This is a genomic window from Streptomyces sirii (assembly GCF_045690365.1).
GTDB lineage: Bacteria > Actinomycetota > Actinomycetes > Streptomycetales > Streptomycetaceae > Streptomyces > Streptomyces sirii.
Map to the genome: position 1 here is coordinate 6,980,923 of NZ_CP147982.1, position 19,096 is coordinate 7,000,018.

General features: G+C 63.7%; 10 protein-coding genes. 3 read left to right on the forward strand and 7 right to left on the reverse strand.

Going from position 1 to position 19,096, the window contains the following annotated elements; all coding sequences use genetic code 11:
- Positions 1-31 precede the first annotated feature (31 nt).
- The 6 genes from WAB15_RS31080 to WAB15_RS31105 all read right to left on the reverse strand — a co-directional run bounded on the left by WAB15_RS31080 (position 32) and on the right by WAB15_RS31105 (position 10,449).
- Positions 32-4,483, reverse strand: a complete 4,452-nt coding sequence (locus WAB15_RS31080) for a hypothetical protein (protein ID WP_407288243.1) — start codon at positions 4,481-4,483, stop codon at positions 32-34.
- Between the two features lie 159 nt (positions 4,484-4,642).
- Positions 4,643-4,891, reverse strand: coding sequence for a hypothetical protein (locus tag WAB15_RS31085; RefSeq protein WP_407288244.1), 249 nt, complete (start codon positions 4,889-4,891; stop codon positions 4,643-4,645).
- Positions 4,867-5,115 carry a hypothetical protein gene (locus WAB15_RS31090; protein WP_407288245.1) on the reverse strand — a complete coding sequence of 83 codons (249 nt, stop codon included), beginning with the start codon at positions 5,113-5,115 and terminating at the stop codon, positions 4,867-4,869. Before WAB15_RS31090 ends, WAB15_RS31085 begins: the two co-directional genes overlap by 25 nt.
- A gap of 1,024 nt (positions 5,116-6,139) precedes the next feature.
- Positions 6,140-6,973 (reverse strand): hypothetical protein, encoded by an 834-nt coding sequence (locus WAB15_RS31095; RefSeq protein ID WP_407288246.1) that lies wholly within the window; start codon positions 6,971-6,973, stop codon positions 6,140-6,142.
- 62 nt (positions 6,974-7,035) lie between these two features.
- Positions 7,036-9,276, reverse strand: coding sequence for a hypothetical protein (locus WAB15_RS31100; RefSeq protein ID WP_407288247.1), 2,241 nt, complete (start codon positions 9,274-9,276; stop codon positions 7,036-7,038).
- A 651-nt stretch (positions 9,277-9,927) separates the two neighbouring features.
- Positions 9,928-10,449 carry a hypothetical protein gene (locus tag WAB15_RS31105; RefSeq protein ID WP_407288248.1) on the reverse strand — a complete coding sequence of 174 codons (522 nt, stop codon included), beginning with the start codon at positions 10,447-10,449 and terminating at the stop codon, positions 9,928-9,930.
- 932 nt (positions 10,450-11,381) lie between these two features.
- Between WAB15_RS31105 and WAB15_RS31110 the strand changes: the two genes are divergently transcribed.
- From WAB15_RS31110 to WAB15_RS31120, 3 genes are all read left to right on the forward strand, one after another.
- Positions 11,382-12,707 (forward strand): helix-turn-helix domain-containing protein, encoded by a 1,326-nt coding sequence (locus WAB15_RS31110; protein WP_407288249.1) that lies wholly within the window; start codon positions 11,382-11,384, stop codon positions 12,705-12,707.
- Between the two features lie 282 nt (positions 12,708-12,989).
- Positions 12,990-17,033, forward strand: coding sequence for a CHAT domain-containing protein (locus WAB15_RS31115; protein WP_407288250.1), 4,044 nt, complete (start codon positions 12,990-12,992; stop codon positions 17,031-17,033).
- Positions 17,030-17,773 (forward strand): hypothetical protein, encoded by a 744-nt coding sequence (locus WAB15_RS31120; RefSeq protein ID WP_407288251.1) that lies wholly within the window; start codon positions 17,030-17,032, stop codon positions 17,771-17,773. Before WAB15_RS31115 ends, WAB15_RS31120 begins: the two co-directional genes overlap by 4 nt.
- A 206-nt stretch (positions 17,774-17,979) precedes the next feature.
- On the opposite strand, the gene WAB15_RS31125 is transcribed toward WAB15_RS31120, so the two are convergent.
- The gene (locus tag WAB15_RS31125) at positions 17,980-19,023 is read right to left on the reverse strand and encodes a serine hydrolase domain-containing protein (protein ID WP_407288252.1); all 1,044 of its coding nucleotides are present in this window, start codon (positions 19,021-19,023) and stop codon (positions 17,980-17,982) included.
- Positions 19,024-19,096 lie beyond the last annotated feature (73 nt).

Consider the following 19,096-nt stretch of genomic DNA (forward strand, 5'->3'; position numbering starts at 1 on the left):
GGCGGTGGGTGAAAAAGTTCCAGACCGCGCCTTAACGTTCCGACTTTGCGACCAGGTCTGCCACGCCAAAGGCGCCGACTTCCAGTAGTTGGTCAACCAGGTCGAGGACCTTGCTGCGCTTAGCTTGCATCGTTGTTTGCGCGTAAGCTCGAATAAGAAGCTCACCAACGTAACGAGCATCTCCTGCCGCACCAGTTCTGATGTCTCCAGAATCTGTACCCTTTATCTCGATAAAGCGCTGGCAACACTCCAAGACTAGGTCATCTACGCGATCAGGTGCCTGCTCCAAGGTGATGAACAGCTGGGGCAAGGCTTCAGTGAAAGAGGCTGACGAGATCAGGCGACTCAACGACTGTTTCACGGGCCGAAGGCGCTCACCGCGAAGCGCTGCGGCTGCATCACCCACGGCTTTGCGAACGGACTCCTCCGAGTCGTCTAGGAACTCTTCGAAAGCGCGTCGTGCAGGTGCCGCTTCGGTGGTGTTCGCCAACCTGTGCGCACACAGTCGTGAGGCACCCTCTCGCTGCGCCCCATCACTACCTGCGAGCACGGTATCGAGCAGGTCCGTCACGCCCCACTGGATTGCAGCAATAGCGGCTAGGTGCCCTCCAGCCTTCCGGACTTCGCGGACCTGTGAATTCATCATTCGTTCGATGACAGGACGCGCCGTGTCCGGGTCTTCAGATCCCACGTAAGCAATCAGACGGATTACTGTGTGCGTGGTGAAGAGGCTGTCGTCTCGTGTCGCGACGAGAAGCGTAAATGCATCCAGAGCATCAGACCGAGCATGACGCATTGAGGCGTGAACAAGGTGCGCAGCACACGAGCGAACTGGAGTAGACGGATCTTCAGCTAGCTGCCTCAATACAGGGAGAACTAGTGTAGTGCGGCTCCCATCTGCGTCGTGAATAAGTAGATCTCCCAATGTTTCGGCTGCCGCGCCGCAGGACGAGTTTATTCCCGACCCGTATATGTCACGACCGATATTTTCTTCGTCACTGGAGGACCAAACCTCCGGGTCCCTCTCCTTGGGGTCTACCGAGCGGCTTGCGTAGCCGACGATCGTCTCAACGAGATCAAGCGGGACTGACTTGTAGTAGTGACGAAGTGCATGACCGAGCCATCGGTCAACACCATCGTGATTCAGCGATGAGATGTGACGAAGGGCGTCGAACACCGGCGATCCATCGTCGAGAGCTTCTGCTGAGCCCAAGGCTAGGAGGATGGCATTGCTATAGGCCGGGTGGGTGCTGTGGTCGAATCTCAGGGAGAGTGCTGAAAACCGGGCAGGATCGCGTTGTGCCTCTTGCTGCAAAACGCTTGATAGCTCATGGGCGCCGCCGGTGAAGTTCTGCCAGTTCGTTCTAGCCGCATTGTGCTTGGCGATCGCCTTCAACCACTGTTCGTCGCTCATCCGTTGAGCAGCATCTGAAGAAATCGGGGAGGCGATACCTCCCCCGGTCACGCCTTCAGGCTGGGGGGGCTGCTCCATGCCTGTAGCCCTCCGCAGCTCACCGAGTCGACGTCTTGCCACATCAGAAAGACGCGCCTCGTCCATCCCGGAGAGGAGGTTGAACATGTACCAACCAGGCCGTCGCTTTTCCCAGGGGAATCGGAGCTCCAGGATCGCAGATTCTAGGTTACGGAATGAGCTATCAGAGCAGAATGGGCTGGTGGCCTGGATCAACTGGCGGGTTGTCCATACGCCGTTGGATGAGTACCCACTCAAGAAACGGTGGGTTCCTTCTAGCAGAAGTTCTGTTGCCCACTGTGCGTACCTCTCGCCGTCCACTCGCAGACCCTCATACAAGAGCCACTGCGCAGCTTCGTAGGGACTTTGCGCAAGAGCTTCAAGAGTGGGTTGAGCTATCAAGGGCTCCTGTCTCACCAGGTGCCGGATCGACGTAACCATCCCAGACAGGACGGCTTCTTCGAGTTCGTGCGTCCCTAGGTCCGGGTAGCGATGCGTGAAGTGCAGATCATGTTTCGGGAGTTCGTCATCCCCATGCACCGCTACCTCCATCACCCGAAGCATGTACGGAAGCATGAGGGTGCAGAATGCTTCCGGAGCCCCTTTCGCTCCATGCCGTGCTAGCTCGATCGCGCTGTGCTCCCGGCCTAGCAGCGCAGCGACCTTGCCGTTTGGTTCCAAGGCCATCGCGTTGGGGCGGTCGACGAGGTAGGCAGCCAATAGCTCGACTGCCCAGGCCGGCTGATGCTGTGCCAGACCATGGGTTGAGTACCAAAGTTCATTCTCGACTTCTCCGCTGTATTGACCGTCACGAACGGCATTGAGAAGCAGATCAAACAGAGGACGGCTCTCGTAGACATCTGCGAAGCGGACGATCCACTGTAGCCAGCCTGGAAAATCACTGTTAGTCAGATGGGGAAGGAGCAGTTCAGCTAGGCGGTCTGGGTTAGTTTTCGCGGCGCTTCCCATGATCTCTACAGCCCGCGCCTGTTCGTCTGTACTACCCGCTAGCCACTCTTCAATAATGCCGTCTGCATCGAGGCAGTCGAACCATGCGTCTGTCCGCAGGGATCTCCAGATCTTCTCTTCGAATGAGGGTCTGGTGTCGAGCACATCGGCCACCATGTCCCATTCATTTCGTGTGGGATCAGGGAGTGAACTCAGAAGGGTGAGAATCACGTCCTTGATGTGGAAGCGGACGTCAGCACTGACTAGGGCAGCTCCCACCTCCTCTGCGAAGCGATCGGGCTCAAGGTCGCGCAAGTGGCTCAGGATCTGCCGTACTTGTGCACGGCGGAAAAGCTCTTGTTCTCCACTAGTCAAGAAGTTGACGAGGGATTCATTACGGCCCGTCCATCTACGTGCGAATGAATAGTCAAAGAACGCTTCGTGGAAGAACGCGATCTCTTTACCGTCCTGAACCAGCAGATGCTCTGAAACCAACACACTGGCGTCAACGGAAAGGTTCGCCTGGTCGAGAACGGTTTTAGGAACGGACAGGCGCTGCCGAGTGCTAATAGCCTCTGCCACTGTCGAGATAACTTCGTTAAAGCGAACTGCGTCACGTCGTTGCACGCAGTCGGTCAGCTTGCGTTGCCAGAAGGCGTCAAACAAGTTATCGGTGGTCTGGAATGCGAGCGCCTGCGGATCGTTAGCAATGCCTCTCAACAAGACGAGATTCAGTGGCGACCTTAGGAGATTCCTCTGGTGCGTAATGAGGCGGTCGGCATCCAGGCCCATAGCTGAAACTGCCTCATTGACCTGGGTCTCTGATAGTTCTTGGACTTGAACGCGTGCACACTGCTTCTCGTCGACCAGTTCGCGAATTCGGTGATCGTTCTCAACGTCGAACTTTCGGCAAGCCAGCACCACTCGCATCTTCGGAAAAGCCGATGCTTCACGCACCAGGTCAGCGATCGCATCGAAATTTCTTGGCATCCGTCCCGACATGAGGCTCACCGCATCAACCTGGTCCACGACGAGTACGGAGGGGCGTTCTTCTGCTACAGCTGCTAGGGCAGCCACCGGTGATACGTCCAACCCGATCCGGTTACCCAATTCCGTGGTTGATGTAAAAGGCTCAAGTCGGTCGAGTCGAAAGCTCAAGGTAGGGGTATCACGACCACGGAAGATTTCCACCGCTTGATGAAGGGTGGCGCTCTTACCGCCCCCGGCAGCTCCCATGAGAAGTGTTAGCCTGTCCGAACCTGCGTCGACAAGGTCAACGATTTCTTGTGCTTCGGAACGCTTGATCGCAGGCCGAAGAAGCTCGCGTTCGACGCTGGCAGACCAAGCCGTAGTGATCTCCTGGACTGTGCCTGAGATATCGGCGCCAACTAGAAGCGTTGAGCAGCTGAGCTGATACTGGCCAAGTCGGGACTCGATGCCCGCCGCGTCAAGGGTGGAGCCAAGGCTATTGTTTACAAGTTCGCCCAAGGCAGCAGCCGCAAGCCGGCCTCCAGCGCCGCTCAAGAGCAGTTCAGAGAGAACTGCGTTCATCCGAACGATCTCATTTTCGTCGATGCAGGAAATCCAGATGCCGCGCAGCACTTTCCAAGCTACTTCAGTGGAGCCGTAGATTGCAGACGACGAGATTTTGTTGAATGGTCCTTGGAGTTCTTTCGTAAGCCTATCGCTGATGAACTCGGAAAGATTGTCGGTGCCTCTCGCTCTTTCGGTCAATTCTTGGACGTCTCGCACGGGGACCATGGATACAAAGTGGAAGTGGCGTCCTTGCTCGACATGGTGACGAGCGTTCGCCCAGATGTCCTTATTCTGGAGCGACTTGACGCTCCAACTGTTCGAGTTCCCGTTTTGGCGTTTGACCTGATGTACCTCGACGGTCGAGCCATGGCGATAGGTAAACTCGGCACCCTTCCCCAGGTCATCGATATCCTCGACCTTGATGGACTGAGCACTCCCCAGAAGCACATACAGGAGGTGACGGACTGTCCAGGCGCCCTCGTATCGATTGCCGAACTTGTCGGTCTCTCCTCCTGCGCGAGGGCTCACGTCGCTCTCCTTCTTGAAGGGCGTGATCCAGAGTGATGAATCAGCGCCGTCATTGTACTATTTTCACCCGTCAACTTGCCGCATGCGGTGATTCTGGCCTTTGAGCTGCGAGGAGACGACCATTCTCGTATGATCTACGGCCTTCATGGCCACGCTAGGTCAAGTCCCCGTTGCGACGCTTAGGATCAGTCCCAACCGCGTAACCGTCGCAGCCAAGAAGGCGTCCGCGAACTCCGACGTCAGGCCGTCCACGTTCACCATGGACGACCCGAGCAAGCCAATCACCATGCCCGCGGTGGCCAGGTCGGCCTTCTTCAGCGCGAAGGCGTCGCCGTGCCTCGGCCACAGTTCACCCGGCGTTGTCGGTGAGGTCGGCTCGGCAGTCAGCGCGTCGATGAAGTAGCCCACCTGCCGGTAGCAGTTTCCGGCGGCCCCAACGACTTGATCTGTCCTGCCGTGCCGGTGTGTGCGTGTACGGCCCGGGTGAAGGATCCCCGCAGCGGCCCGGCCAGCCCGAACTTCATGAAGTCGAAGCTCCGGGACTTGCCGTCCTGCTCGGCCACGAACCGGACGATGCACTGGTCCTCCTCGAGGAAGTAACTCTGGGGCGGCTCGTAGCCGGCCTCCGACATCGATGCCTGGTGGCCCGGGCTCACCGGCCCATCACCAGCGGGTCGCCCTGAACACACCGGTCCCCGGCGAACACCGCCGACATCAGGTCCGGAATCGCCCCCACGTCCGCGTGTATCAGGAGCATCTCCACTTCCAGGGCCTGGAACGGCTCAATATAGATCTTCTTGGTCGTGCGCTAGTCCGCGTACCCGAGAAGCATCTGCACCAGGTGCCAGGCGCTGCCGAACTCGTGCCGGAAGTCCCTCGTCTCCTCCGGCGTCAGATGGCAAGCGTCCGGTCAGAGAGGAGCCAGCCAACCGAGAACCAGCGCGGGGCAAAGCTATGTCGGAGCATGTGCGGGGCTCTAGCGAAGCCCCCGAGCCCGAGGTGAGCCAGGCGGGAGTTGGCCCCATTTAAGGTGTGTTCCCAGCCGTGCGGGGCCAGGCGCTTTGTGCCGGAAAAACGTGCGTCAGGAAGGAGCCGTTAGCGTAGATGTACGCGCCAGGCCGAAACGCACTAGGTGCTTAGAAGGCACCTGGTGGGTGGGGGAGCGAGGCGGCTCTGACCTGCGCGAACGCGCCCGACCACTGGCTCGTCCCGGAAACTTCCGGCGTTTTCGGGACGGCGGGGGTCTTCGACACGGAACGCCGCGATCATTTGCCCGGCACCAACTCCAAGAGCCGACCCACGCGGTGCCAGCCACCGACCAGGTTGGCTGCCAGTACAGAGCATCCGTAGAGGCCACGAGACTTCGTTTGGCGGCAGCGTGCGCTGCGACCACGCTGCACGAGTCGTGGCCCAGCACTACCAGCAGCGAGTAGTCCAGCACACTCACGCCGTGCTCACTACTGCCCAGAATTTCCGGGCCACTCTATGGCATGGGTTCCCGACCGTGGCCGTGGAGTCGGTAGACCAACTCGTCGGGGTAGCGAGTGACGCGGGCTAGTCGCCAGGCCGCGTCGTACGACATACGGCCGTGGGTCCCAGCCCGGAGGCGCAGAGCTAGGAGGCTTGTGGCTGGGTCCAGGGCCCATCGCCACAGGGTTAATCGCATTCTTGCTCCCCTGCGGCGTCGATGAGCGCTTGGGCTGTCTTCTCGTCGCCGTGCACCTTGACAGCCTTTGCGAGGATGGTCACGAATTCCTTGCGGCCTTCCTCTGTGAGGCCGGTCGCGAAGTCGTGGAGCAATTGGGCGATGACTACCCATCGAGCATGTGATTGCCATCCCTGAACTTCGCGCACCAAATCCGGAAGACTCGTGCCGGCAGGAGGCCCGCCCAGCCGGGGCCAGTGCTCCGCAGAGCGCTCTAGCAGTGTGTAGAGACGGGCTGACGCAGGATTGGCGAGGATCTCGTTACGGAGGAATTCCGCACGCGCTCGCGCTTGCCTGCGGGCTAATGCGTCCAGTTCGTAATCGCGGCGAAGCCGATCCTCCTCACGAGTGTGTTCCTCGTGCCGCTGGGCCTCTTCTCGCTTGCGCTGCAGGCGCAGGTGGGTTTCCTTACGTTCCTGCTCCTGGCGTTGACGAGCCTCCTCGAGGGCGTAGCCCTGGCGCATTCGCTCTGCCAGGAGAGCTGCCCTCTGCGTGGAGTCATCGATGGCGAGGCGGACATGGCTATCCAGTACCTCGATGCCGTACCCAGCTAGCGGCAGCTGGTCCCGCAGGGCTGCGTTGATGTCCTGCTCGGCAACGTCACGTCGTAATACGTCGCACGATCCTGCCGCCTCATCTACGACTCTCCGAACGAGACGTGCTGCGTCGTCGGGATTAACTGCCGTGCCATCGGGCTCTGCCCGCCATGTCACCTGTACTTGCGCACCGAACCGCAGCGTCGGATCGCTGCTGGCCAGACGGTCGGTGAATGTTTGCGTCCACACAGCGGGTAGGGTTGGCGGCTCTTCTGCTGGAGTGTTCCGTCGCGGCCAGGGAATGAATCGCCTCACTCGGTGTCGGTCCCCTTGCTCCTGACGCCATCGCCGCTGGGGTCTGGGTCCTCCTGCTCCTGCACTGCGGCGTACAGGTCCTCGTCGAGGAGGGCGCCCAGTTCTTGTCGCACTGCCTCCCGTTCCTCGGAGAAGGGGCGGTCTTCACCTTGCACCCAGCCGTGTGCGCAGGCGCGTAAGGTCTCGCGCAAGACTCTTCCTTCCTCCGTGCCTCGTACGTCGACGGCCTTCCGCAAGGAGTCGAGGATGAGGGATTTCAGGGGAGGATGCCGTAGGGCTGCGTCCAGCCAAAGGAAGACTGCCGTGTCTACTTGCCTTGCGCCCGTTGGCCCTGGCCCTTCCGCTAACAGGGTTCGCCAACCCTTGACCAAACCCTCTGACGATGGGCGGAATCCTTCTTCATCTCCGGAGTTGGGATTCCCGAGGATCAGCGGGATGCCATCGCTGTTGGGGTCTGTGGTGGTCGCCAAAGCAGCGAAGGTCTGGCGACCGACGGTTTCCTTGATCTTGGCGTTCCCACACCAGCCGACGATGTCCTTGAAGAGCAAAGGGCGCACGGAGTCATCCGCCCAGAGAGTGCGCACGGCGGCCTGCAGTGCGTCTGCCACCTCAGTGTGCTCCGACTCCGCAGCATCCCGTAGGCGTCGTAGTGCCTTTCCGGTGTGGGTACGGCCGAACTTGCCCGCGCAGACAGACACGACTGCCAACGGCAGGGCAACTTCGGTCTTTCGCCTGCCCCAGGCTCGCAACATTGTATGGATGTAGGGGGCGCTGGCAGGGTGAATGGCGGCGTCGTCCAAGAGGGAGGTGGCAAGGGGCCACAACCCCTTAGCGCGCTGCTTGTGCCATTCAGTGACGATTTCCTGCAGCGGTTCCTGACGACGGTGGCGGACTGCCCAGCGGACAGCGAAATCACCGACCCTTTCGGCTAGTGCCCGCCGGTCGTCTATGCCGACGCTTTCCATGGCCACTTTTGGTTCGTCCAGCGGCGCCTGCGCCAGCCATTCTAGGAATGGCACGCGGGCGAGGGGACGGTCAGTCCAGAAGTATTCGAGAGCGGCGTCGTCCCAATGCGGACGCTGGAAGCTGAGTACACCTTCCTTCGTGCGGTCCGCGTGGATGGCTCGGGTCATGGAGATTACGCCGGGTGCCTGCTGTCCTGTCACCTTGACGTCGTCGCCCTCAAGCAGCTTGCTGAGGTCGGCGGCTTTGGCGTAGATGTGGCCAACAGGCGCTCCGCGGAGTACGGCAGCGGTCACCAGGAAGTTGCGTTGGAAACTAGTTCGGTCTGGCTTCTCATGCCATGTGTACAGCTGGTCTTCCCAGTTGTTGCGGGCAGCTGCGACGTTGGCTACTTGCTTGGCGATTGCGTCATCGGTGTCGGCGGTTTCGGCGCGGCGCTGCAACGCCTCGAGACCCATGGCTTCGTTAGCGATGGTCCGCAAGGCAGTCCGTCGTGCCTCGCGCATGAGGTCCACGATGCGCAGCACCTCGGTCGGGCTCTGGCCGTCCAGGAGGGCTCTCATCTGTGGGTGCTTGAGCCATGCCGCGACGGGAAAGCTGGGCTCTTCGGCGCGCAACCATCGCTCCGCTACGTCGGCAGGCCGCGCGGCGCCAAGGTCAGGGGCCACACTGTCCGGAGCGCCGCGGCCGATGCGGCGCCACTGATCGGGCGTCGTGATCACGATGAGTCGGCAATTGCGCGGGCTGAGATGCTCCTGGACATCCTTCAGGTTCGCGCCGAACGAGTTGTGAATCTCGAAGTCGTCCTCGTCGGGGGGAAGCTCAAGTACGTAGCCACGGTGGTGTTCACGTGGCAGACGCTTTGCAGGAAAGATCGAAGCGCTTCCGAACGAGAGCGGCCACACTTCCTTGATGAGTCCGTCGTTCAAGAGGCGGGACATGAGGGCGTAGGCGGTGATGTTGCGACTCGTGCCAGAGGGCCGGCTGAGGACCAGCACGGACCCTGCCGGTCGCAGAAGCGAGAAGGCGTCGTCGAACGTGCTGCGTTCGTTCTCGCCGAAGTAGCCCCGGTCCAGCTTCGTGTGCAGCTCGGCGTACACCTCACGGACGACGTCCAGGTACCCAGTGGAAATCGGTGCATGAGTATCGAGCGTCTGCTCGAATACATTCTTTACAGCGATCATCTCGCCGTTGTTGATCAGCGCACGCTGAAGGAGAGCTGCCTGATGAAAGGCTTCTACCGTGGACGGATCCGGCGCCTGCCGCTGCGACACGGCAGAAGAGTCCTCTGTCGGCAGATCAGGGGGCGAGGAGGGAGCAGGCTGAGCATGGGGATCAGCGCCGTTTGGCTCGATTGGGGAGGTATCAAGGGCCGCTGGCTCGGCCCGCGTTGTGCCTTGTGAGGAAGCATCCGCCGGAGGCGTGTAGTCCCCTTCCCAGCTTGGCGTCGCTGCGGGTGGCTCTTCTGTGTGACGGCGCTGGCTTTCGTGCGGTGTCGATGGTTCTGGCTCAGAGCCCTTGCCGGCCGCCTCGCCCTCGCTCGAGGCGGTTGCGGGTGAGGGCGTCTCTGTCTCGTGGGCGGAGTCACTATGTAACTGGGTGGTCTTCGCCTTCTCGGGCTCGTGCGGTAATGCTCCCGAGGGGAAAATGACTTGGGCCGGCGGCGAGCTAAGGGGCCTGTCAGCTGTTTGGGCAAGCGGCTCGTGATCCGGAGCGCCAGCCGCGTCAACGGGGCTCGGTGAGTCCTCAGCAGAGCTCGCCCCGTCGTCTACTGCTGCAGTAGCTGGGTCGCTTGGGGCGGGAGTTTCCGCACCTTCCGACAGGTACGGCGCTTGAGGCAGCGAATTGTGTTGTCCGCGCGGGTTGGGGTCTTGTCCGGCCGTCTGAGAGTCGCCGTGCTCGAAGTTCATGGTGTGCCGCCAACCTCAGCCGATTGATCCGTCGATGTGCAGCCCGACCTGCTCGCCGGTTTCCGTGATGGTCTTGGCGGTCTGCACCACGTGGGCTCGGCCGTTGGCCGTCATGCTCTGAGCGCGGATTCCCACCTGCTGACCTGAGACCTCGTCGGCATGTTGGGAGACTTCCGCCCCTGGCCGAGGGCGCTCTTCGTCTCCGAAGGGAAGGCCGCAGCCGTACACCTCTTCCAGGTCTCGCCTCAGCTGTGCGAGGAGGTCGCGAAGGTCATCGTCATCGCCCTGCAGCAAGTTTGGCCGCGATAGATAGACGCGGAGTGCGCCTTGAGCCTGACTGAGGCGCTCGAGACGCGCGTCCGTGAGTTCGGCAGCTCGCACCTGAAGGGCTGCAGATCGCCCGGCTACCTGCTCCGGTTCCTCGATTGGAACTCGCCCCGCTCGCCTATCTAGCACCGCACTTGCGCGGTCGAACAGAAACTTGACTGCCTCGGTCAACACCGTTCCGGCAAGCACCGGAAACGACAGCGGATCCATGATGTGCCCCTCCCCGTTCCCTGTCCTTGACCTGGCACCAGGAAGGAGTGCTGATCAAGGCAAAAGTGTGACTCACGGTATGGTCGCGATCACTGCTCCGGAAGAGGCAAATAAGCCAGTCCCGCGGCGGTAAGGCGAGGTGTCTTCAATGCCGAGCCAGTGCCTGGAAGTTTGGGGAGCGGTGTCCCGTGTGGCTGGAGCACGCCTCCCTCTTGCAGGTCCGTCACATCCTTGAGCCGGGCTGGCAACAGAGTGGATCCTTACCGGGCCTCATGTGAGACGGCCGCAGCGATCCCTCCCGCGCCAGCGGGGCACCGTCCCCTCAACGACGCGGCGACGACGCCCTCATCGCCCAGCTGGACTGGAACCGCGATCTACGCTCTGTCTCCTACAACACGTGCGGGGGGCGGCAGCCTCCAACCGCGTGCTGTGGGAAGGGCTGGTCGCTCGCGGAGGGACGTTTCTCCTGGCCGTGCTCGCCGTCGCGGGCGGTGCTGCTCGGGCCCGGATCGCCGGCGGCTCGGACGCTCAGTGTGGCCTGGTCGGCTTTGGCCGGGCAGCAGAGCTCTTGAGCTTGGAACGGCGGGCCAGCAAGCAGATCGCAAACGCCGTGCGGGAGCCGTTCAGCCGGGTCGCTAGCGCAGCGGCCCCGCTCATGCGGTGCTCGGATCCTGCCGTCGTCGACTCCACCGAGCATCTGCTGAATGCCGTCTCCGAGGTGGAAAACACGGCTCGCTTGGACGCCTCCCTGGCTGCGTTCGGCAGGGCCGTAGATGCAGTCACCGCACCGTGGCATTCCTATTGGGCGCGGTGGCGTGCGAGGCGAGCCGATGGGGCACGGTCATAGGATCAAAACCCTGGTTACGCACAGCAGTCTGCTTCTAGCCTTGTGTGACTGACGATAGTCAGTCGCGAGAACGGCGAACACTGGAGTGCCGGATGGTTCTGCCCGCACGACTCACAGCCGCATTGGGCGACACCCCGACGACCTGGACGAGGATGACCTTCAGCGCGCGGTCGACAGCCAGATACCTGAAGGTGTCGACCTCGACTGGAAGAAGGACTTCTACAAGGGCACCGACGCGGGCAAGAAGGAACTCGCGAAAGATGTGAGTGCCATGGCCAATACCGTCGGCGGCTTGGTCGTCGTCGGCGTTGACGACGGGAGCAAGGACCATGCACACGAACTTTCACCCCTTGAGCCAGCACAGGGCCGCGGCGAGGAGTGGATCCGCTCGGTGCTCGCGAACTGGATCCAGCCGGTCGTCCCCCACATCGGCGTGCGCTCCCTGCGGTCCGCCAAGCACGACGGCAGGATCTACTGGCTGATCACCGTTCCTCGCAGCACGCAGGCGCCGCACGCGGTCGCCGCTCCGGGCAACGACTACAACTTCCGTGTGCACGTCCGGAACGGCACAACAACCCGGAGCCTCGCCGAATCCGAGATCGCGCAGCGCTACCGCGACCGATTCCAAGCCGCGTCCGACGACATCGACCGCCTCAACTATGTCGCCGAGGCGGGCCTCCGCTATCTGGTGAACGACGTGAACACTCCATTGCCCAATGGCGGCACCCGCGCCACCGACCTCTACCCCCTCTGGGCCAGCCTGACCGCCATCCCAACAATCCGCGGAAACTACTCCGTGACCACCTTGAACGAGCGAAACGCGGCCTTTGAACGCTTCCACAAGCTGGCTGGAGCGGCGTTGACGGACAAGATGCAACCCCGCCATCCCGTCCTGGCCGGTCGCCGCCAGGTCCGCTTCGAGGGCGCCCCTATCGGGCAGCTCCACCAGGACGGCTCCTTCTACGGCGCAATGCCGCTCGACTACAAAGAGGCACAGCGCGGCCGCGACGGCGCCAACGCACTGTCCCAGATCGGCCTCGAACTACACCTGGTGACGTTGGTACAAGCCGCTTCCGCCTGGGCGGTGGAGAGCGGCGCGACGGGCGAAATCCTCCTCGCGACGGCACTCCACCGCTTCGACGACAAGGATGTGCGCCTTAACAACTCGGAGGACCCCGGCCTGTGGGGCTCCGCCGTTGCTCTGCCTTCAACGCCAGTACGGACCACGGCGGATCTCGTCGCCGTCGCCACCAACATGCGCGAGGCCATCACCATGGCCTACACGCTCGCCTCCGACCTGTTGGCCGACATGGGAGCCCATGAGCCCGGCATCCTGACTCCCGAAGGAGACCTCAGGGTCGAACGGCTCAACTCCGGCTGGAGACACAGGCTTACGGGCTGGAAGCGGTAGCAGAGGTGCGCGAGAAGGCCGCTGGCGTGGGGCTGCTCGCGCGCCTCTTTCCCTATTCAGCGGCAGGCCACCTGCGATAGGTTGCCGCGTTCTCATCGCGCGGTCGATCCAAATCTCGATCATCGCCCCGCTCGTGGTGTGGATCGACGGTTCGCCCTGGTCGATCGTGCCGCCGTCACTACCATGAGTACTCCAACGGACGGGGGATTCGTGCAGGATGCGCGTCTCAGTGAGCTGGCCGCTCGCGTAGGGGAGTTCGGCGAAGGCGGAGATCCGCGACGCGTGCTCGAGGACGACGCTTTGGGCGTCGCGTCGGAACTCTTCGCCTCGGTCAATGGGCGACCCGAAGAGGCCGACCCTGATGTCCTTCACACCATTGCCGCGTTCTACTGGGCCCGCTCCCTGGCGCAGAGGCGCGGCGCCCTTGCAGCCCGGGACCTTGAGACAGCCATCGGTGTATTCGGCCTGCTTTACCTGGTCGATCACCGGCGAGTGCCGCGTGAGCTGTGGCCCCGGCTCGCCGATGAGACCGGATACGACCCGTGGAGCGACCCGGTGCAACATGCGGCAGATCTGGTCGTCGATGCTGAGGAGACAGGTGACATCGCTGCCCTCGACCAGGCCATCAGCCTGATCAGGACCGTCACGGACAGCGATGACAACTCATACCGGGACACCGTCCACGGCCTTGCGCTCCAACACCGCGCGGCTCTTCCCGACCGTCCCGCGGTGGAACGGAGTGCCGACGCAGATGCCGCGGTGGAACTGCTGGGCCGTGTCGCCGCTCTCCCGGAGCCATCCGCTGTACGGCGCGCGAGCCGCGGAATGTCCTACGCCGATGCCCTCGTACAACGCTTCGAGGTCTCAAGAGGCATCAAGGATCTCACCCGAGCCGAGAGGGCCTATCGGGATACTCTCGCGGTCGCTGCCGGGGACGCCCCTACGTATGCGCGTGCGGCGGCCGGGCTTGGTTCGACTCTCGGCCGCCGTGTGGAAGCAGCGGAGGCGACAGCGGGTGACGAGGACGGCGCCGTACCGGTGCTGCGGGAAGCGGCCGGGTGGCTGCGCCGCGCGGTCGACCTGACGAACAGCAATGGTCGCGAGTCGAACCTGGCCAACCTCAGAAGAGTGATGAGGCTTCTTCTCGAACGGACGTCCCACGCCAGGAAGGCCACGGGGGTTCCGCTGTTCAACGACGCCCATGCGGCAGAGGACGACCGAGCAGACCATGCGGACGATCCCGTGGTCCGGCGCCAGGTGGAAGCCTTAGTCGATCTTGCTTCGCAGCTCTCGGCACGCGTGGTGACCGAGAGCGAGGCCATACGCCGAGTGAAGGATCAGTCCCTTGAGCTCTCGGAGGCCGCCGTGGGCTCCGTGGTGCTCGGGGCCTTACGTCTCGTACAGGCCGGCACGCCGTACGATGCGGTGCCGGCGCTGACCCTCGCTCTGGAGGCCGCGCGCTCCCGTTGGGCTGCCGGACAAGGAACGCCCTGGTGGTGGGCGGCCGATGCTTACGTCGAAGCAGGACGGCTCGCGCTGATCGAGGTGGCCGACGGGCTGCTCTTCCGCCGCGCCTGTGCCGTGGCGGACGAACAGATCGCCGTTCTGCGCGACAGCGGCCGCGCCGAGCACATCGCTGAACTCGCCGAGACACTGTTCGCCGCAGGGCTGCTGCGGGTCAGCCCGTATGTGGGGAACATGTCGGGACTGTCCTTCGAGTCGGCCCATGCTCTGTGGCGCGAACGCCAAGCTCGGCGCCGCTCCATCCACCCCGACGATTCCGTCGCACCGGAAACTGCGGAGATGCCTCCTCCACTGGTCGCCGCCGAGGAGGCGGTCCGGTATCTGCGCGAGGCCGCCGACCTGTCGCGCGAGCACGAGCGGGGGCGTGTTCTCAAGGCGTTGGCTGAAGCCCTGTCCATGGTCGCCGGTCTCAAGCAGGAGTCGCATGACGAGGAGATCCGGGCGGTTGCCCGTGAGGCGTTCGACCTGCTGGACCCGGTCAGGGATCCCCTCGCCCATCTGTACCTGCTGAGAGTCCTTTGCTTGCTGAGTGAGCTCTCGCTGCCCGGTGACCTTCAGGATGTCCTGCCATTGCCGCTAGCCGCCATCCGGGACCGACAAGGGATGCAGGGGGCCGCGAGCGTCTTCGCCGAGGCGCTCACGCTTGCGGAGGAGGTCCGCCGGCCCGACCTGGAGTTCCAGCTGATCGAGGCCGCGGACCGCGAACTCCCCGACTTGCCCGCGGATTCCTACCGTCGTCGCCGCTGGGCCAGTGAGGTGCACTGTCTGGCGGACAATCGCCTGGGCTGCTTCGCAGGGCTGATCCGAGTGGAGGAAGCCGCGGGACAGCTCCGCACCCGCGCGGACGAAGAGGGCTGGCCTCCCGAGGAACGTGCGGCGACCCTCATCCACCTCGCCGCGCATGCCAGGGGAGACGAGGAGGAGCACATCGGCCGCGCTCTGACAGCGGAGGCTCGGGAGCTGGCTCCGGAGCTGTGTCGCCGGTGCGGTCCCGCACTGGACTATCTCGACGGCACACTCTCGTACGACATGGGGCTGCGCATGTCGGGGACAGGACAAGAGGCCCTCGCCGCACGTCACTTCGCCGATGCACTCGCCGCCTACGCCTTGTGCGGCCAGATCGATATGGCGCTGAACAGCCTCGATGCCGCATCGCGCAGTGCGCTCGCAGCCGACGAAAGCAGCGTCGGCGTGGCCGTGGCAGCACTGATCCCCGCCGCCGTATGGCTGCGGGGCGGCATCGACGAAGTCATCGGCTGGAAGCTCCGGGATCTGTACCAACAGCTGATCCTCAAACTGAGCGGACCCACCATCCCTTACGGCCTGATGATGGCAATTCACCAAGCCGCCAAAGGGATTGACTTCACGGTCATCACCGAACAGCCCGGCCCGTTCACACCCTCCGCAAGCCTCTCGCGACTGCTGGACCGCATCCGGGCGGACGAGGCGCAGCTGTCCGGACCGCTGAGCGAGCCCGAACTGCCGGGCCCCGAAGAGGCCATGCTCTTCTACGTGGGCACCGGCGAGTCCGAACTCGGAAGCGACGCCGAAGCGGAGCACCGCAACACGCAGCGTGCCGCGGACCGGTGGATCAGTCAGGAACTCCTGGCCACCGGCCGCATGGACCGCATACCGATGATGTTCCCTGACGAGTTGCAGGCACTCCTGACCGAGGACACGGTCCTGCTCTCGCTGTATCTCGGCCACGCCCGCCGGGAGGGAACCGAGACGCCGGTGACCTCTCTGTCCGGCATGGCGATGACACGCGACGACACGGAGCACCACACCGTGCTCCTGTCGAACTTCGAAGCCGGACTCGTTCGCTTCACGCGCGCAGAGCACTCTCTCTCCGCACACCCGGTGGCATTTCACGTCGGTGCCCTAAGACAGGCCATCATCGCGGACCCCCTGCACCGGGCTGTCAGCCGTGAGGCACAAAAGCGGCTCAGGGAGGACAGCGTCCCACATCTAGCGGGCTTCACCGCTTCGCTGGACGGCTGGCGGGCCCAGGGAAAGCGGCATCTGTGCATCTGGCCGAACGGCCCATTGCACTACCTCCCATACCACCTCCTGGAGGTCAACGGCCGTCCCCTCGCCGAGGACTGGATCGTCACTCAGGTGCCGAGCCTGGGCTTCCTCCGCACTCCGGCGCCCGGCCCTCACCGTCCGCCCGAGCGTGGGCTCGTCGCCTTCGCATCCGCGGCCGGGGGAACCCGGCACGGTCTCCTCGCTCAGAACGCCCTGGAAACACACGCCGACCAGGTCGCAGTGGCGATGCGCGGTCACGCGGTTCTGGGTGCCGCAGCGACACCGCGGCGACTGCTCGGCGAACTCGCCGACGCGCGTTACGTCCACGTGGCCGCGCACGGGGCCCACAACGAGTGGGCCCCGTGGTACCAGTGCCTGTTCCTGTCGCCGGATGCGGACAACGACGGTCGTGTCTTCGCCCACGACATTCTCCAGGCCGACCTGCGGGGCGTCGAACTCGTGACGATGAGTTCCTGCGAATCTGCTCTGGGTCGCTTCGACGTCAATGACAATCTGCGCGGCCTGCCCGCCGCGTTCCTGTCCGCCGGCGCTTCGGCCGTCATCGGCTGCCTATGGCCGGTTCACCCAGACGTGGCCACGGACTTCTTCGGAACGCTCTACGAGCGTCTCGCGCAGACACCGGACCGGCGGGCCGCCTTCCGCGCCGCGCAGTCGGCCGTCCGCGGCCGCCATCCGGCATTCCGCGATTGGGGCTCGTTCTGCTTCATCGGCGACTGGCGCCATTCGGATTCGAACCAAGGAGTTGCCTCGTGACCCATCTGGAACTGCCCCTGCCCCCGCTCCACGAGATCGACCTGGTGGAGGTGCCCCGGCTGCAGTTGCCTGCCCCGCAGCATCGCATCGAAGGGCGGGTATCGCTCAGCACCGCCGTCGTTCATCCACTGACTGCCGAGGAGGCAGCCGCAGGCGAGGCGGATTGGCTCGGCTTCCTGACCGCGGAGGCGTCGCACAGCGACTATCTCCTCCTCAGCCTCACGTGCGCCTTCCGCCCGTCGGCAAATGGTGATCCTTTCGCCGACGCTGCCGTCGGCGTTCGTCTGGAGTCTTCTGATGAGCCTGCAGACCGACAGCCGATCGCTTGGTCGATCTCTCCCAAGAAGCGCTCCCACCCGGTGGAACGGGCAACCACCATTGGACTCAGTGCCAAGCTCGCGATCGTCGAATCCACGCTCGAAATCACCCCCGGCCAAGGCCGGGAGGACCTTTTCGTCATCGGAATGGGCGAAAGGGACAGTGACCCGGAGTGGCGCGTCCAGGCGACCAGCCGTCACCCCCTGATCGGCGACGAGACCTTCACGCTGATCGTCAAGGCCACTGCCGGCGCTCCCGTTCAGGCCCACGTGACGGTGGCAGCCACCATCAAGCATCGGCGATTCGGCCTGATTCCCTACCGGGCAGACCTCCCCGCCACATTGCGAACCATCGATCTGCGTCGTCAGACCGATCGGTGGGACCGAAACACAACGGCTGCCTTGCCTACGAGCGGCGCTTGACACAGAGCGAGCCGCCGGAGTGAAGTGATGCCGCCAGGCCAGTTCTGCTGCAAGGGACTGGACAGCAGGGAGAAGTGCGGGTGTTCCCAGCGGAACGCTGTGCGCGTACTCTCCGCCCGGCTCTGGCAAGCTAGCGTGGAAGTAGCGCAGGAGCGAGAGACCGCGGCGTCCTCATGCATGAGATGGGCTCGGATCGTGCAGCTTCTTCAAGTGAAGACCACGCTTCGGAAGGCATTGCGGATGCGGGTCAACGGTTCGCGGTCGCGGGTGTAGTAGAGCTTGTTTGTCAGCAGGACGGCCCAGGTTCCCCGCTTGGGGGAGATCCACATGCCGGTGCCGGTGAATCCGTAGTGCACGTAGGTGCGGTCGGCGGGGTCGGTGCCGGGGGCGGGGTGCCAGAAGAGACCGCGCACGGGCTCCAGGGTTCCGGTCTGGACGCTGAGCGACTCCTCGACCCAGCTCGGCCCGAATCCCGGCGCTGTGGGGGCGGTCGTGGGGTCGAGCATGTACCGCAGGAAGCGGGCGAGGTCGTCGAGGACGGAGAAGGTGCCGGCGATGCCGCAGACGCCGCCGAGGAGGCGGGCGGAGAAGTCGTGGGCGGTGCCCTTGAGGTGGCGGCCGGTGTCCTCGTCGAGTTCGGTCGGGGCACAGCGGACGGACAGCTCGGGTAGCAACGGGCCGAAGCGGGTGTGGGTCATGCCCAGGGGCTGCCAGATGTGGGTGTGGGCGAGTTGGTCGAGGCCCCGGCCGGAGAGGTGTTCGGCAAGGTAGCCGAGGATGAGAGCGGCCCGGTCGGTGTATTCGACGGCCTCGCCGGGCGGCCGGTGTAGAGCCTCGTGGAGGACTCCAGCTCGGATGGCGGTCGGGCCGGTGCCGTAGAGGTTCTTCAGCTGGGCTCGCAGTGGTACGCCGGCGGTGTGGGTGAGTAGGTGGCGGGCGGTGACCTGGCCGAGGGGGCGGCCTGAGGCCTCGGGCCAGAAGGTGCCGAGAGGTTCGTCGAGCGGGAGGGAGCCGTCTTCCCAGAGGGCGCCGACCGTGGACCAGACGGCCAGGATTTTGGTCAGGCTGGCGACGTCGAAGACCGTGTCCGGCCGCATGGGGATGTCCGGCTCGGCGGGGTCGAGGACACCGGCGGTACCTCTGGCCTTCATGCCTGTGGCGTTGCCGATGGCCCACACCGCGCCGGGGTAGACCTTGTCGCGGACGCCGTCCGCCACGAGCTGCTTGATCCGGTCGGTGCTGTCTTCCATAAACATCTCCGATGTCGTGGTGCGGGCCCGCCCATCAGCGTAGTGACGCGGGCGGGCCCGGCCGGGGAACGTG